The organism is Archangium sp., assembly GCF_036277355.1.
Classification (GTDB): Bacteria; Myxococcota; Myxococcia; order Myxococcales; family Myxococcaceae; genus Archangium.
This window is the reverse complement of sequence record NZ_DASUNC010000081.1, coordinates 30,492-47,008: the sequence shown is the minus strand read 5'-3', so window position 1 is coordinate 47,008 and position 16,517 is coordinate 30,492. Positions and strand designations below refer to the sequence as shown.

General features: G+C 73.1%; 2 protein-coding genes (1 of these 2 only partly in view). Both read right to left on the bottom strand.

Annotated features, from left to right (window positions below; translation table 11 throughout):
• Positions 1 to 11,212 carry the 5' portion of a non-ribosomal peptide synthetase/type I polyketide synthase gene (locus tag VFZ09_RS21875; RefSeq protein WP_329729582.1) on the bottom strand. It extends 113 nt beyond the left edge of the window, so the window shows 11,212 of its 11,325 coding nt (coding positions 1-11,212); the start codon lies at positions 11,210 to 11,212; the stop codon falls past the left edge of the window.
• A complete protein-coding gene (locus VFZ09_RS21870; RefSeq protein WP_329729581.1) occupies positions 11,205 to 16,517 on the bottom strand; it encodes a non-ribosomal peptide synthetase in 5,313 nt (1,770 codons plus the stop codon). Before VFZ09_RS21870 ends, VFZ09_RS21875 begins: the two co-directional genes overlap by 8 nt.

Genomic DNA, 16,517 nt, shown 5'->3' with positions numbered 1-16,517 from the left:
GCGCGATCAGCTCGCGCAGCCGCTCCAGGAAGTCCGCCGCGAGCTTCTCGACGGTCTCCCGGCGGTGAATCGACTCCCCATACGTCCACGTCATCTGGAGGCGGCCGCCCACCACGGCGCCCACCACGTCGAGCAGGTACGGCCTGCGGGTGCGAGGCCCTCGCTGCGGGCCCATGCCCTCGGGCGCGAGCGCGAGCATCCCGTTGCCGTTCAGCGCCCCATCCACCTGTCCGAGGTAGTTGAAGCTCAGTTCGGCGGACGGGAGCCCCGCCAGCCCGGCGTCCTCGTTCAGGTGGCGCAGCAGCCCGTAGCCCATGCCCTTGGAAGGCACGGCGCGCAGCGACTCCTTCACGTCCCGCAGCACTTCACCGGGGCCCGCGGCCTCCCGGGCCTCCAGCAGCGCCGGGAAGAACGTGGTGAACCAGCCCACCGTGCGCGAGACATCCAGGCCCGCGAGCAGCTCCTCGCGCCCGTGGCCCTCCACGTCCACCAGCACCAGCGGGTTGCCGGACCAGCGGCCCACCGTCCTCGCCAGCGCCGTGAGGAGCGCGTCGTTGATCTGCGTGTGGTACGCCTTCGGCACGTCCTGCAGCAGCGCGCGGGTCTCCTCGGCGGTGAGGGACAGGTTCACGCTCCGGGCCGAGCCCTCCAGGTTCTCCCCTCCTGGCGAGTCCACCGGCAGCCGCGTCACGCGAGTCCAGGGACGCGCCAGCCACCAGGATCGCTCGGCGTCCAGCTTGCCCGAGCGCGCGTGCTCGGAGAGGCCGTTGGCCCACGCCTGGAAGGAAGTGGTCTTCGGAGGCAGGGCCACCGGAGCGCCCGCCGCGAGCCGCTGGTACGTGCCCAGCAGGTCCTCCAGGAGGATGCGCCAGGAGACACCATCCACCACCAGGTGGTGCAGCACGAGCAACAGCCGCCCGGGCTGTCCCGCTCCGAGGTCGAACAGCACGGCCCGGAGCAGCGGCCCCTCCTCCAACCGGAGCGAGCCCTGCGCCTCCGTGGCCCGCCGCTCCAGCTCCGCGGTCCGCGCCTCGGGAGCCACGCCGGACAGGTCCACGCGCTCCACTCGCACGGGCTCGCCCGGGGGCGCGCACACCTGCCGCCAGCCCGTCTCCGTGCGAGCGAAGCGCAGCCGCAGCGCATCGTGGTGCTCGGCCACGATTCCCAGCGTGCGCTCCAGCAACGCCGCGTCCAGGGCCGTGCGCACCTCCAGGAAGAGCGACATGTTCCAGTGGTGGGGCTCCGCCGGAGACTGCGCGAAGAACCAGCGCTGGATGGGGCTCAGCGCCACCGGTCCGGTGACGGGTCCCTGCTCGGCCTGCACGGCGAGCCGCGTGTTCGCCACCGCCGCGAGCCGGGCCACCGTGGGGTTCTGGAACACCTGGCGCGGCGACAGCTCGATGCCGGCCCGGCCCGCCCGGGTGACGATCTGGATGCTGAGGATGGAGTCCCCGCCCAGCTCGAAGAAGTTGTCGTCCACGCCCACCCGCTCCACGCCGAGCACCTCGCACCAGATGCGCGCGAGCTGCGTCTCCAGCTCGTTGCGCGGTGCCACGTACGCGGCGCTCCGCACGGCCGTCTGGAGCTCCGGAGCTGGCAGGGCACCGATGTCCACCTTGCCATTGCGCGTGCGCGGCAGGGCCTCGCGCTCCACGAAGGCGGAGGGCACCATGTACTCGGGGAGCCGCTCGCGCAGGAAGGCGCGCAGGGCGTCCGGTGTCGGGCCTGGGCGCTGGTGCGGCACGACGTAGCCCACGAGCCGCCGGCCCCCCCGCCCGTCCTCGCGAGCGGCCACCGCTACCTCGCGCAGTCCGGCGTGGGCGGCGAGCGCCGCTTCCACCTCGCCCGTCTCGATGCGGAAGCCCCGCACCTTCACCTGTCCATCCTGTCGGCCGAGGAACTCGAGCACCCCGTCCTTCCGCCAGCGCACGCGATCGCCCGTGCGGTACAGCCGCGCGCCGGGGGTGGTGTCGAACGGATCCGCGACGAAACGCTCGGAGGTGAGCTCGGGCCGGTGGAGATAGCCACGCGCCACGCCCGCGCCGCCCACGTACAGCTCGCCCGGCACGCCCACGGGGACGGGCTGGAGGCGCTCGTCGAGCACGTACGCCCGGGCACCTGGGATGGCCCGGCCGATGGGCACGGGTCCCAGGTCCGCGGGCACCACCTTGTGCACGGTGCTCCAGATGGTGGCCTCGGTGGGGCCGTACTCGTTGAAGAGGGCCGTATCGGGCAGCGCCTCATGATGAGCGCGGACCAGCTCACGCGGGCACGCCTCGCCGCCAACGGTCACGGCCCGCAGGCTGGAGAGCCCACCGGCCGGAGCCGCCGCGAGGATCTGCGCGTACAGCACCGGCACGCCGATGAGGTGCGTGACACCGTGCCGCGCGAGCGAGGCGGCCAGCTCGCGCGGATCATCCATCACGCCGGAGTCCGGGAAGCGCAGCGTGCCGCCGTGGAGCAGCGTCCAGAACAGGCCGGCGAGCGAGGCATCGAAGGTGAACGGCGACAGCGGGACGCAGACGCCCGGAGTCCCATACACCTCGAAGCGGGCCCGGGTGGCATGCGCGAGCTGGCGGTGCTCCACCACCACGCCCTTGGGCTTGCCCGTGGAGCCGGAGGTGAAGAGCACGTAGGCCGCGTGATGGGGCTCGGGGCGCGACGTGGGAGGCACGGAAGGCTCGGACGCCGCGGACTCCACGGCGAGCACGGTCCTTCCCTCTCCCGCGAATCGGCCGCTCATGGCCTCCCGGGTGAGCACCACGCGCGCCCCGGCGTCCTCGAGCACGAGCCGCAACCGCTCCGGCGGGCTCGACAGGTCCAACGGGAGCCAGGCGCCTCCGGCCGCGAGCGTGCCCAGGATGGAGGACACGACGTCCGTGGGGCGCTCCAGGCCGAGGGCCACCACGCGCTCGGGGCCCACGCCCTGCCGCCGCAGCAGTGAGGCGATGCGCCAGGCCCGCGCGGCCAGCTCGCGGTACGAGAGCACCTCTCCGGCATCGGCCACGGCGGGCGCGTCCGGAGTCCGAGCCACCTGGGCCTCGAAGAGCTCGAGCACGGTGGCGGAAGACGCGGGCACGTGAGGCGGATTCCACTCCACCAGGAGCTGACGGCGCTCCGCTTCGGACAGGAGCGTCAGCGCGGAGAGCCGCTGCTCCGGAGCCGCGGCGATGCCCTCGAGCAGGCGCACGAAGTGGCCGCCCAGGCGGGCGATGGTCTCCGCGTCGAAGAGATCGGTGTTGTACTCGAGGCCGCCCCACAGGCCGTCCGGCGTCTCGCGCAGCTCCAGCGCGAGATCCAACTTGGCGGCGCCCACGTGGAGGTCCATGCCGCTCAGGGTGAGGCCCGCGAGCCGCACGGTGGGCATGGGGACGTTGTGGAGCACCAGCAGCGTCTGGAAGATGGGCGAGTGGCCCAGGTCACGCGAGACGTGCAGCGCGTCGACCAGCTTCTCGAAGGGGACCTCCTGGTGGGCGAAGCCATCCAGGGCGGTGCGGCGGACGCGGCCGAGCAGCTCCACGAAGGACGGATCCCCGGAGAGATCGGCGCGCAGGGGCAGCGAGTTGATGAAGCAGCCCACGAGCGGCTCGAGCTCGGGGCGGCTGCGGCCCGCCACGGCGGTGCCCACCGCGAAGTCGTCCTGGCCGCTGTAGCGGGACAGGAGCAACTGGTAGGCGGCCATGAGCACCATGAAGGGCGTGGCGCCCTCGCGCTTCGCGATCGTCCCCAGCGCATCGGCCACGCTCCGGGGCACGGTGAAGCGGTGCTGCGCGCCCCGGTAGGACTGCACCGCCGGCCGGGGCTTGTCGGTGGAGAGCCGCAGCACCGGCACGTCGGCCAGGGTCTGCTTCCACCAGGACAGCTCCTTCTGCAGCGTGGGGCCGCGCAGCCACGCATGCTGCCACGCGGCGTAATCCACGTACTGCACGGGCAGCTCCGGCAGCGGCGAGGCGGCCCCCGAGACGAAGGCAGCGTACAGGACCGCCAGCTCCTTCAACATCACGCCCGCGGACCAGCCATCGGAGACGATGTGGTGCGGGGTGACGAGCAGCACGTGCTCCGTGTCCTCGACGCGCAGCAGCGCCGCGCGAATCAGCGGACCGGCCGCGAGATCAAAAGGCCGCCGGGCCTCTTCACGGGCCCACTCGAGGATCGCCGCGTCACGGTCTCCCTGGGCCCCCAGCCGCGCCACCGGCAGGGGCACGGACAGGGACCCAGCGATGCGCTGCACGGGGCCGGAGTCCTCCAGGGCGAAGGTGGTCCGGAGCGCCTCGTGACGGCGAACCACCTCGTTGAGGGCGCGCTCCAGTGCGGCGGCGTTCAAGGGCCCACTGAGGCGCAGCGCGGACGGGTTGTTGTAGGCCACGTTCCCCGGCTCGAGCTGATCCAGGTACCACAGCCGCTGCTGGGAGAAGCTGAGGGGCAGCGGCCGATCGCGCGGCACGCGGGCGATGGCGGGCGGGCCCTCGGGACGAGCCACCTTCGGGCGCGGAGCCTGGACGGGCGAAGGCGCCGGACGGCGGACCGCCGGAGCACTCCCCGCGAGCAGTTCCACGGAGCCATCGGCCCTGCGCCGGGCGCGGTGGCCCGTGGGGAGCAGCCGTGCTCCCGGCTCCAGCGGAGGCTCCTTCCAGAAGCCGCGCGGGACGCCCTCGCCCGCGATGGCGAGCACGCCGGGGACGCCCACGGGAACGGGCATGCCCCGGGAGTCCAGCACCTGAACGTGCAGATGAGCGGGAGGCAGGAAGACAGGGGTCCCCTTCTCCTCCGCGCGCACGGGCACCCACGCCGCGGGCCCGAAGGACTCCTCGCGGCGCAGCACCTCCACGCCGGCCGCGCGAGCGAGCGAGGCGGCCAGCTCCGGAGCCGCGCCCTCGACGAACAGCCGCCGCACGGAGCGGAGCTCCTCGGAGACTCGCGGGAGCGCGGCGAGCGCGCGGGCCAGCGAGGGCGTGCAGTGCAGGTGCGTGGCGCCCGTCTCGCGCACCAGCGCGAGCACCGACTCCACCTCCGAGCTGCTCTCCTCCAACACGGACGGCACGGCCCCGGTCCCTTCCGGCTGCGAGCGCCGCCGCAGGGTGTCCAGGTGCTGGAGGCTGGTCATCGTCTCCTCCAGGCTGGTGCCGAAGTCCACCAGACAGGCCACCTCGTCCACGTCCAGCCGCCGCACGCGCTCGACCATGGCCTCACAGGACTCGGGCGTCCCGAAGAGCCCGCCGTCCTCCAGGTGGCGCTCGAAGCCGTGCTCCAGCATCGCCTCCATGTCGCGGGGCGAGAGGCTCCGCGGGTCCACGTTGAGGCCCTGGCTGGCGATGAAGCCACTGGAGATGTCCACCGAGCCGCGGAAGTAGCGCATCAACGGCTCGCGCACGGTGCGGCGCACCGCGGAGACATCCGTGCCGAGGAAGGCGTGCATCATCAGGCTCACGTGGCCCCGGCCCGGATGGCCATGCCGCCGCCACGTCTCGCGGTAGAGCGCCACCTTCTCGGCCAGCGAGTCGAGCTGCTGGCCCATCAGGTTGGTGAGCACGTGGGCGCCCAGCTCGCCCGCGAGCCGGAAGGTCTCCGGGCTGCCGGCGGCCGTGAGCCAGAAGGGCAGCTCGGCCTGCACCGGCTTCGGGCGGATGGCGATCTCCACCTCCTTGCCATCCCCGTTGCGGCGGCGCACCGTCCCGCCCCGCCACAGGTGCCGCACCGTCTCGATGCCACGGTGCATGATCTCCTTGCGGCGCGCGTAGTGGTCCGGGGCGAAGACGAAGTCATTCGCGTGCCACCCCGAGGCGAACGACACCCCCACCCGGCCACCGGAGAGGTTGTCGATCATCGACCACTCCTCGGCCACCTGGAGGGGATCGTGCAGGGGGAGCACCACGCTGCCGGCGCGGATGCCCACGTGCTCGGTGAGGGTGGCGATGCCCGCGCCGGTGATGGCGGGGCTCGGGTAGAGGCCACCGAACGAGTGGAAGTGGCGCTCGGGCGTCCAGATGGCGGAGAAGCCGTGCGAGTCGGCGAAGCGCGCGCCCTCCAGCAGGAGCTGGTACTTGCGCCGGCCGAGCGCGTCCTCGTCATTGGCGAAGTACGAGAGGCTGAAGGCCAGCGGGCGGCGGGGCGAGGAGTCGCGGCCCACCACGAACCGGGCGCTCGCGGGCTCACGCGGCAGGACGACGCGCAGGCCCCGGCACAGGGCCCACAGCACTTCCAGTCCGCTCCCCTGCCCCGCGGCTTCCTCGGCCCACAGCCATGCGCCTCCGGAAGTTCCTCCGATGCCCTGGTCGAGCGCGTGGAACAGGTGCGCCACCGTCCGGGGCGTGTGGATGGCCCGCCGCGGCGTGGCCTCGGAGGCTCCCAGCGCCTCGAGACAGACCATGGCCTCCGCACCGGCCGGAGTGGCGCGGTGCTCCAGCGCGGGCACCTCCTCCAGGGGCGCGTCCACGTGCAACACCCGCGAAGCATCCAACGGGACGCTGGTGCGCAGCCGTGAGTCCGTGAGCAGCAGCGGCACCGGTGAACCCTCGAGAGCGAGCGAGGCCAGTTCCCGCAGCCGCGACGGCGGCACGAGCACCCAGGCTCCACCGGCCTCCAGCACGGCCCACTGCGCCACGAGGCGCTCGGGAGACGGCTCCAGGCACACGGCCACGAGCTGCTCCGGCCCCACGCCCCTGTGCACCAGCACCGAGGCCAGACGCCGCGCCCGCTCGCGCAGCTCACCCCAGGAGAGGCTCCGCGCTCCGGCGACCACGGCCGGTGCATCCGGAGCCCGCGAGGCCTGGGCCTCCAGCAGCGGCGCAATCGAGACGATCTCCCTACGCGGAGCCGGGGCCGCGAGGGCCTCGCGCTGACTCCGCTCCTCGCGGGTCTCCAGGGGCAGCTCGGAGAGGCGCAGGCCGGGGTCCGCCACGGCCGACTCGAGGAGCGCCTCGAAGTGGCCGATCATCCGCTCGATGGTGGCCGCGTCGAAGAGCTCGGTGGCGTACTCCATGTCACCGGAGAAACCGTGCGCCGTCTCTCCCAGGGCGATGCTGTGGCTGGAGAGCAGCGAGCCGAACTGCGTGGGCGCCTCCACCGGCACGTGCTCCATCCGGAGGCCGGGCAGCTCCAGGTGAGAGCCGAAACCCGCGTGGTGCACCACGAGGAGCGCGTCGAACAGCCGCGCGGTGCCCGGATCCTTCTTGGGCTCGAGCTCGCGCATGAGGTGCTCATAGGGGACGTCCGGGTTCGCGTTGGCGCCGAGCGTCGTGTCGCGCACGCGGCCGAGCAGCTCGCGGAAGGTGGGATCGCCCGAGAGGTCGGTGCGCAGCGGGACGGCGTGGGCCACGTAGCCGATCAGCGGCTCCAGCTCGCCACGGGAGCGGTTGCCGATGGGCGTGCCCACGACGATGTCCTCCTGGCCGGCGTAGCGGGCCAGCAGCGCCTTGTAACCGGCGAGGAGGATCATGAAGGAGGTGACGCCCTCGCGCTGGCCGAGCGCCAGGATGGCATCGGAGAGCCGGCGGGACAGGCTGAAGAAGCAGCGGGCGCTGCGGAGCGAGCGCGAGGCCCCACGCGGACGATCCGTGGGAAGCACCAGCGGGCCGGGAGGAGCGGCCATGCGCTCGCGCCAATAGGCCACCTGGGACGAGAAGGCGCCGGACTCCAGCGCGCGCCGCTGCCAGGCCGCGAAGTCCATGTACTGCACGGAGAGCGCGGGGAGCGGAGAGGGGCGGCCCTGGAGGAAGGCCTCGTAGTTCACCGCCAGCTCGCGGGCGATCGCCACCATGGACAGCGTGTCCGAGATGACGTGGTGCACGGTGACGAACAGCAGGTGCGAGTCCTCGGCGATACGAGCCAGGGAGGCGCGGAGGACGGGACCCTGCTCCAGGGAGAAGGGCCGCTCGATGTCCGCCTGGGCGAGCCTCAAGGCCTCTGCCTCACGCTCCTCGCGGGAGCCCTCCAGGACGAGCACCTGGAGCGGCGTCTTCATCTCGGAGTGCACACGGGGAACGAACCGGCCGTCCACGGAAGCGTAGGTGACGCGGAGGACCTCGTGGCGGCGGACGATCTCCGCGACGCTCCGCTCCAGCACGCCCACGTCCAGCGAGCCCGTCAACCGGAGGGCCACGGACATGTGGAGCGCCGGGTTGCCGGGCGTGAAGCGCTCGAGCGCGCACACGCGCTCCTGCACGAAGGACAGTGGCAGCTCGCCATCGCGCGCCACGGGCACGAGCCTGGGCAGCGGAACACCGGTCCCCGAGCCCTCCACCTCCTTCAGGCGGGCCTCGATGCGCCCGGCGACGCCCGCCACGGTGGGGGCCTCGAAGAGGTCGCTCAGGGGAATCTGCACGGGGAAGGACTCGCGCAGGCGCGTGAGCATCTGCGCCGCCATCAGCGAGTTGCCGCCCAGCTCCAGGAAGTTGTCGTGGATGCCGAAGTCCTCGACACCGAGCCGCTCGCGCCAGATGGCCATCACCTGCCGCTCGACGTCGCTGCGGGGGCCTTCCTTGCCAGTCGGAGCCGCCACGGGAGCCGCAACCACCACGGGCGCCCTGGCTGCGACAGGAGCCGGAGCCGGAGCCGCGTCCATTTCCATCCAGCGGGGCTCGAGCCGGAAGGGCTGGCGCTCGAAGGGATACGAGGGCAGGGACAAACGCTGGCGCTGCTCATGGGCATAGAAGCGCTCCCAGCTCACCTCCAGCCCGGCCCGCCACAGCGCGCCCACCGCCTCCAGCAGTGCGGCGTGATCGGACGCGGAGACGCCCGCGCGAGGCAGCGAAGGCACCACGCGCACCGGCTCCGAGCCGCGCAGGTGCATGCGGGCCAGCGTGGTGAGCGCCTGATCGGGCCCCACCTCCAGGAAGACGGCGCACCCGTCCCGCTGGAGGGTGTCCAGGCCCGCGGCGAAGCGCACGGGCTGACGCATCTGCCGGGCCCAGTAGGACGGATCCGTGGCCTCCTCGGGGCGGATCCACGTACCGGTGAGGCTGGAGACATAGGGCCGCTGGGGCGCGGACAGCCGCAGTCCCGCGACGGTGCGCTGGAGCTCCTCGCGCAGGGGCTCCACGTCCGCCGAGTGGAAGGCCTGCCGCGCGGGCAGCCGCAGCGAGCCCACGCCACGGCGCGCGAGCTCCTGCTCGAGCCGCTCCACCTCGTCCACGGGGCCGGAGACGACACAGCGGCTGGCGCCGTTGATCGACGCGAGCGACAGCGCCCCGGTGAGCAGGGGTTGGAGCTCGGCCTCGGAGCAGCCCGCGGCGGTCATGGCTCCAGCAGGCATGCGCGCCATCAACTGGCCCCGCACCACCGCGAGCGCCAGCGCGTCCTCCAGCGTCAGCACGCCCGCGAGGCACGCGGCCACGTACTCGCCGTAGCTGTGGCCGAACAGGGCATGCGGCTCCACGCCCCAGTCCATCCACAGCCGGGCGAGCGCGTACTCCACGGTGAAGAGGAGGGGCAGCGCGTAGCGGGGATCCGCGAGCGCCTCACGGGCCTCGGCCTCCTGCGCGGGGGCCGGGTACAGCAGCGGGCGCGGGGGCCGGCCCAGGCGCGGGGTGAGCAGCGCGAGGCAGGCGTCCACGTGCTCGCGGAAACCGGGCTCGGCGTCGTACAGCTCGCGGGCCATGCCCACGGACTGCGCGCCCTGGCCTGGGAAGAGGAAGGCCACGCGCTGCTCACGGGCCGCCTCCAGGCTGGCGATCGCCTGGGCCGCGGGAGGCGTCTTCAACCGGGCGAGCAGCGAAGGGACATCCGCCGCGACGAGCGTGCGCCGGTGCTCGAAGGCCTTGCGTCCCACGTTCCGGGTGAAGGCGAGGTCGGCCAGGTCCACGCCCGGGCGGGCCTCCAACCAGGAGGCGAGCTCCTGCGTCATGGCCTCCAGTGCGGTCGGGGTGCGCGCGGAGAGCGTGACGAGCTGGCGGGGCCGGGCACTGGGACGGCTCGCGGTGATGGGGGCCTCGCCGAGGATGGCGTGCGCGTTGGTGCCGCCGATGCCGAAGGAGCTGACACCCGCGAGCCGGGGCGTCTCGCCGCGAGCCCAGGGCCGGCGCTCGGAGGCGACGAAGAAGGGGCTGCCGGCGAAGTCGATGGCCGGGTTGGGGCGCTCGAAGTGGAGGCTGGGGGGAATCTCCTCGTGGTGCAGCGCCAGGGTGGCCTTGAGCAGGCCGGCGATGCCCGCGGCGGTGTCCAGGTGGCCGATGTTGGTCTTCACCGAGCCGAGCGCGCAGAAGCCGCGTTCGTCCGTGTCGCGGCGGAAGGCGCGCGTGAGCGCGGACACCTCGATCGGATCCCCGAGGGGCGTGCCGGTACCGTGGGCCTCCACGTAGCCGATGTCGTTCGCCCCGACGCCCGCGTAGGCGAGGGCCTCGGAGATGGCCTCCGCCTGACCCTCGACGCTGGGCGCGGTGTAGCCCACCTTCTGGTGGCCGTCGTTGTTGATGGCCGAGCCCTTGATGACGGCATAGACGTGATCGCCGTCCCGCAGCGCGTCGGCGAGCGGCTTGAGGACGACCACTCCCACGCCATTGCCACTCACGGTGCCCCGGGCGCGCGCGTCGAAGGCGCGGCAGTGCCCGTCGGGCGAGAAGATCATCCCGTCCTGGTAGAGGTAGCCGGTGCGCTGCGGGAGCGAGATGCGGACCGCGCCGGCCAGGGCGATGTCGGACTGGCGCAGCAGGAGGCTCTGGCAGGCCATGTGGACGGCGACGAGGCCCGTGGAGCACGCGGTGTAGAGCGCCAGACTCTCGCCGCGCAGCCGGAGCTTGAAGGACGCCTTGGTGGCAACGTTCTCCGCGTTGGTGGTGCCGAGCGCCTCGAAGAGCGAGGCCGGCTCCTTCTTCACGTGGCCCAGCAGGGAGAGCACGTGGCCGGACTGGCCGGCGCCCGCGTAGAGGGAGATCTTCCCGGGGAAGCGCTCCGGATCATACGCCGCGTCCTCGAGCGCGGCCCAGGCGCACTCCAGGAACACGCGCTGCTGGGGATCCATCCACAGCGCCTCGCGGGGGGCGATGTCGAAGAAGCCGTGATCGAACAGGTCCGCGCCCTCGAGCACGCCACCGGCGCGCACGAAGTCCGGGTGCGCGCGCAGCGCCTCGGGGACGAGCGGAGAGGACTCCAGCTCCTCCGCCTGGAAGCGGGAGATGGACTCGACGCCCTCGCGCAGGTTCCGCCAGAAGGCGTGGATGTCGGCGGCGCCGGGGAAGCGCCCCGCCATGCCGATGATCGCGATGTCGTTCTCAGCCATTGCCACGATTTCCTCGGGGGTTGCGGCGCTGGAGGACCTGCCGGCGCGCCTCCGCGCGATCCTGATGATTGGTGTTGCGAGTCTCGGTGCTCACGGCCTGCTCCAGCCGTCTGGCGAGCCCGTGGACCGTGGGGTGCTCGAAGAGGTGGACGATGGGCACATCGCGCCGCAGCTCCTCGCGCAGCAGGGCGCAGGCCCTGACGACGGTGAGCGAGCTGCCGCCGAGCTCATCGAAGAAATGATCATGCAGGCCCACGGCCTCGCGCCCGAGCGCCTGGGCCCAGCAGCGCGCGATGGACACCTCGAGCGGGCCGCGGGGAGGAACGAAGGAGGCGGAGCGCGCGGGGGGCTCGGGAGGAGGAAGGGCCCGGCCGTCCACCTTGCCGCTGGGGGACAGGGGCAGGGCCTCCAGGAAGACGAAGGCCGAGGGCACCAGGGACTCGGGCAGACGCTGGCGCAGCAGCGCGCGCAGCTCACGGGTCTCGCGGAGGGTGGACTCCCCGGGCACCACGTAGCCCACCAGCCGGGCCTCGCCCGAGGGACTCTTCCACGCCTTCACGTGGGCCTGCTTCGCGCCTCCCAGCTCGCGCAGCGCGGCCTCCACCTCGCCCGGCTCCACGCGGACGCCGTTCACCTTCACCTGCGCATCCACGCGGCCCACGTAGTCGAGCCGCCCATCCACCCTCCACCGGACCACGTCTCCCGTGCGGAACAGCCGCTCACCGCCCTCGCGGCCGAAGGGGTGGGGCACGAAGCGCTCGGCGGTCAGGTCCGGCCGCCCCACGTAGCCTCGCGCCACGCCGGGGCCGCCCAGGTACAGCTCTCCCGCCACGCCGGGAGGAACGGGCCGCAGCGCTCCATCCAGCACGTACGCCTCCACGTTGCCCAGCGGCGCGCCGATGGAAGGCCGGCCCTCTCCGGGCACGCACTCCGCCCACGAGACGGCCACCGACACCTCCGTGGGCCCGTACCCGTTGAGGAAGCGCCGTCCCCTCCCCCACTTCTCCACCAACGCGGGCGGGCAGGCCTCGCCCACGGACATCACCACCCGCAGGTGCTCCAGGCCCTCGTCCGGCAGCAGCGCCAGCACGGACGGAGGCAGCGTCACCATCGTCGCCGCGCCCTCCACCAGCACCCGCCGCAGCTCCTCGCCCAGGGGCACCCGTCCTCCCTCGGGCACGTACAGCGTCCCGCCCACCGACAGCGTCAGCAGGTACTCCCAGACGGAGGAATCGAAGCCCAGCGACGCGAGCTGCAACACCCGGGTGTCCGTCCCGAGCCCCAACGACAGCGCCCGCGCGTACGCCAGGTCACACAGCCCCGCGTGCGTCACCTCGACGCCCTTGGGCCGCCCCGTGCTGCCCGAGGTGTAGAGGATGTACGCCACGTTGCCGGCCCGCACGCCGCTCTCCAGCGGAAGCAACGCCTCCTCGCCCGTCTCCTCCAGCCGCACCACCCGCGCGCCCTCGGGCGGAGCGCACCGCTCCTCCAGCTCGCGCCGCGTCACCACCACGCGCACGCCCGCGTCCCGCGCCATCCACTCCAGCCGCTCCCGGGGTTGCACCGCCTCCAGCGGCACGTACACGCCTCCCGCCTTCTGCACGCCCCAGAAGGCCACCACCGCCTCCACGCTCTTCTCCAGCAGCACGCCCACGCGCACCTCCGGCCCCACGCCCTCGCGCCGCAGCCGGGCGCCGAGCCGCCTCGCCCGCGCCTCCAGCTCCCGGTAGCTCAGCCGCTGCCCGTCTCCCTCCACCGCCACCGCCTCGGGCGCGCGCGCCGCCTGTGTCTCCAGCAGCTGCGCCAGCCCCTCCACGGGCACGTCCACGCGCGGCCCCCGGCTCCACGCCTCCATCACCCGGGCCCGCTCCTCCCCATTCAGCAGTTCCACCTCCTCCACCCGGCGCCCGGGCGCTTCCACCAGTTCCGCCAGCAGCGACACGAAGTGCCGCGCCATGCGCCCGGCCGTGGCGGCCTCGAAGAGGTCCGTGCAGTACTCCAGCGAGCCACCCAACCCGCTCTCCGTCTCGGCCATCATCAGGGTGAGATCGAACGCCGATCCCCGGCGAGTGAGCGGCAGGGACTCGATCTCCAGGGCCCCCAGGCTCATGCGCGCGCCCGGATCGCCCAGCGCGAAGGAGGTCAGCGAGGTGCCCTCTCCAGGCAGGTGGCCGCGTTGCAGGACGAACATGGCCTGGAAGACGGGCGAGTGCCCCGGCTCGCGCGAGAGATGGAGCTCCTCCACCAGGCGGGGGAAGGGCATGTCCTGGTGCTCCAGCGCCTCGAGCACCGTGCTCCGGGTCTGGGCGAGCAGCTCGCGGAAGGTGGTGCCCGGGGGAATGCTGGCGCGCAGGGCCACGGGGTTGACGAGGTAGCCCACGAGCCGGCTCAGCTCCGGCCGGGTGCGGCCCGCGGTGGGCGAGCCCACGACGAGGTCCTCCTGGCCGGTGTAGCGGCGCAGGAAGGTGAAGAAGGCGGCGAGCAGCACCATGTACGGCGTGGCCCCGCTCTCGCGCGCGAGCGCATTCACGCGCCGGGTGAGCTCGGGCCCCACGTGGAACGGGAGCGTGTCACCGCGGAAGGACTGGAGCCGGGGCCGGGAACGATCCGTGGGCAGCGCGAGCAGGGGCAGCTCCCCGCCGAGCCGCTGCTTCCAGAAGGAGCGAAGCACCTCGCCCCGAGGGCCCGCGATCCGGGCCGAGAGCGCGCGGGTGGCTTCCACGGGGCTCGGAGACAGGGCCGGCAGCACGCCCGCGAGGCCCCCCGTCTCCGCCGTGTAGAGCGCGCCCAGCTCCTCCACCATGACGCCCAGGGACCAGAAGTCGGTGATGAGGTGGTGGAGCGAGAGCAGCAGCACGTGCTCGTCCGGGCCCCGGGTGAAGAGCAGGACGCGCATGAGGGGACCGTGCTCCAGCTCGAAGGGCCGGTGGGCCTCGGCGTCGAGCCGCGTTCGCAACCGGGCCTCGCTCCAGCCGGTGGCGTCCTCCACGTGGAGGATGGGGCCCGAGGGCTCCAGGAAGCGCGGAACGGGGGCACCATTCTCCTCGGGGAACACGGCGCGCAGCGACGGATGGCGCGCCACGAGACACAGGAAGGCCCGCTCCAACGCGGCCACATCGAGGCGCGAGCGGATCCGCGCCGCGCGGACCACGTGGTACGCGGTGCTCTCCGGAGACATGCGCTGCAGGAACCACAGCGCGCGCTGACCGTCGGAGAGGGGCGGAGCCGCGTCGAGGGCCTGGGGCGCGAGCGGTGCCTCGGCCTCGGGCGTGGGACGGGCCATGAGGCTCTCGGCCAGCTCCCGCACGCTGGGCCCGCGCAGCAGGCTGGTGACGGGCAGGGACACGCCGAACGTCAGCTCGAGCGAGCCGCGCACCTCCATGGCGCGCAGCGAGTCGAGCCCATAGCGCGTGAGGGGCTCATCCAGCCGCAGCTCGCCGGCCGGAATCCGCAGCTCCCGCGACAGGCGGGCGGAGAGCCAGGGCAGCAGCGCCTCCACGCCCGCGGACAAGGGGGGCGCGGACTCCTCCGCCCCATCCACGAGCGCCGCCGCCACGTGAGCCCCAGCGGAGCCCTCGCGCCAGGAGCCCACGGCCTCCAGGGAGCCCCGGAGGAACGCGGTGCGGCAGGCATGCCGCTGGATCTTCCCGCTCGACGTCTTGGGGATGCTCCCGGGCACGAGCAGCACCACGGCATGCACGCCGAGCTCATGCTCCTCGGCCACGGCCTGGCGGATGCGGGCGATGACGTCGCGGGTGCGGATCTCCAGGTCGCCGCCGGAGCGGTCGGCGAACTCCTGGACGATGACCAGCCGCTCCTCGCCCCCGGAGTCCACGGAGAAGGCGGCCCCACAACCTGGACGCAGCCCCGGGTCGCACCGCTCCACGGTGAGCTCGAGGTCCTGCGGGTAGTGGTTGCGCCCGCGGATGATGAGGAGATCCTTGCGCCGGCCGGTGACGAACAGCTCATCACCCTCAAGCACGCCGAGGTCCCCGGTGCGCAGGTACGGCCCCTCACCGGAGCCCGCGAGACGCGCCTGGAAGACGCGGGCGGTGTCATCGGAGCGCTCCCAGTAGCCACGGGCCACGCTGGCACCGCGGACCCAGATCTCCCCCACGTGGCCGGGGGCGCACGGCTCGCACGTCTCGGGATCCACGATGCGCACCGTCTGATCTCCCAGGGAGGCGCCACAGCCGACCATGGACGCGCCCTGGCGTCCGGAGTGCTCCAGACGGCGCACCACGGGCGGCGTGGCCTTGCGCCCACCGCTGACGATGAGCGTGCCCTCGGCGAGCCCGTAGCAGGGATGGAAGGCCTCGCGCCGGAAGCCGGCGGGAGCGAACGCCTCGGCGAACCGGTCCAGCGTCTCCGGGCGGATGGGCTCGGCGCCGCAGAAGGCCACTTCCCAACCGCGCAGATCCAACGCGGCGCGCTGCTCGGGGGTCGTCTTCCGGACGCACAGCTCGTAGGCGAAGTTGGGGCCGCCGCTGACGGTGCCGCCGTGCCGGGAGATGGCCTCCAGCCAGTTCAGGGGGCGCTGGAGGAAGAAGAGCGGCGACATCAGCACGGTGGGGATATCGCGGTAGAGGGGCTGGAGGATGCCGCCGATGAGCCCCATGTCGTGGTACGGCGGCAGCCAGATGACGCCCACGGGCTGGGGCGAGGCGTCGAAGCCGAGCGCGATCAACCCCGAGTTGTGCAGCAGGTTGCGGTGGCTGAGCATCACGCCCTTGGGCGTGCCGGTGGAGCCGGAGGTGTACTGGAGGAAGGCCAGGTCATCGGAGGACAGCGCGGGAGCGGACCACGCGTGGGAGGCGCCGGGCGCGAGCGCATCGGTGGCGAGCCAGCGCAGCGCGCGGAGTCCGGGAGCGTCCTCGGTGACGACGCCGGCCATGTCGAGCAGCCCGGAGGTGGTGAGCGCGGCGGTGGCCTGGCAGTCGGCCACGAGGGACTGGAGCCTGGGCAGGGTGCGGGCGAGACGGGAGGGATCGGGCGGATACGCGGGGACGGCGATCACCCCGGCGTAGAGGCACCCGAGGAAGCCCAGCACGTACTCACGGCCCGGCGGGTAGAGCAGGAGCGCCCGATCACCGGGAGCGAGGTGCTGGTGCAGGGTGGCGGCGACGGCGCGGGCGCCCTCGTCCAGCTCGCGGTAGGTGACGGAGGACTCCCCCGCCTCGTCGAGGAAGGTGAAGACCCGGGCGTCGGGCTGGAGGAGGGCCCGCTCGCGGAGCACATCCACGAAGGTGGTGCCATCGGGCAGGGACACGGCGCGCGCGGGATTCTCTCGCGACAACAGCGGCAT

What these genes read in the sequence shown, in the direction of transcription:
- VFZ09_RS21870 (WP_329729581.1), bottom strand. Translation starts at nt 16,517, where the DNA reads ATGCCGCTGTTGTCGCGAGAGAATCCCGCGCGCGCCGTGTCCCTGCCC.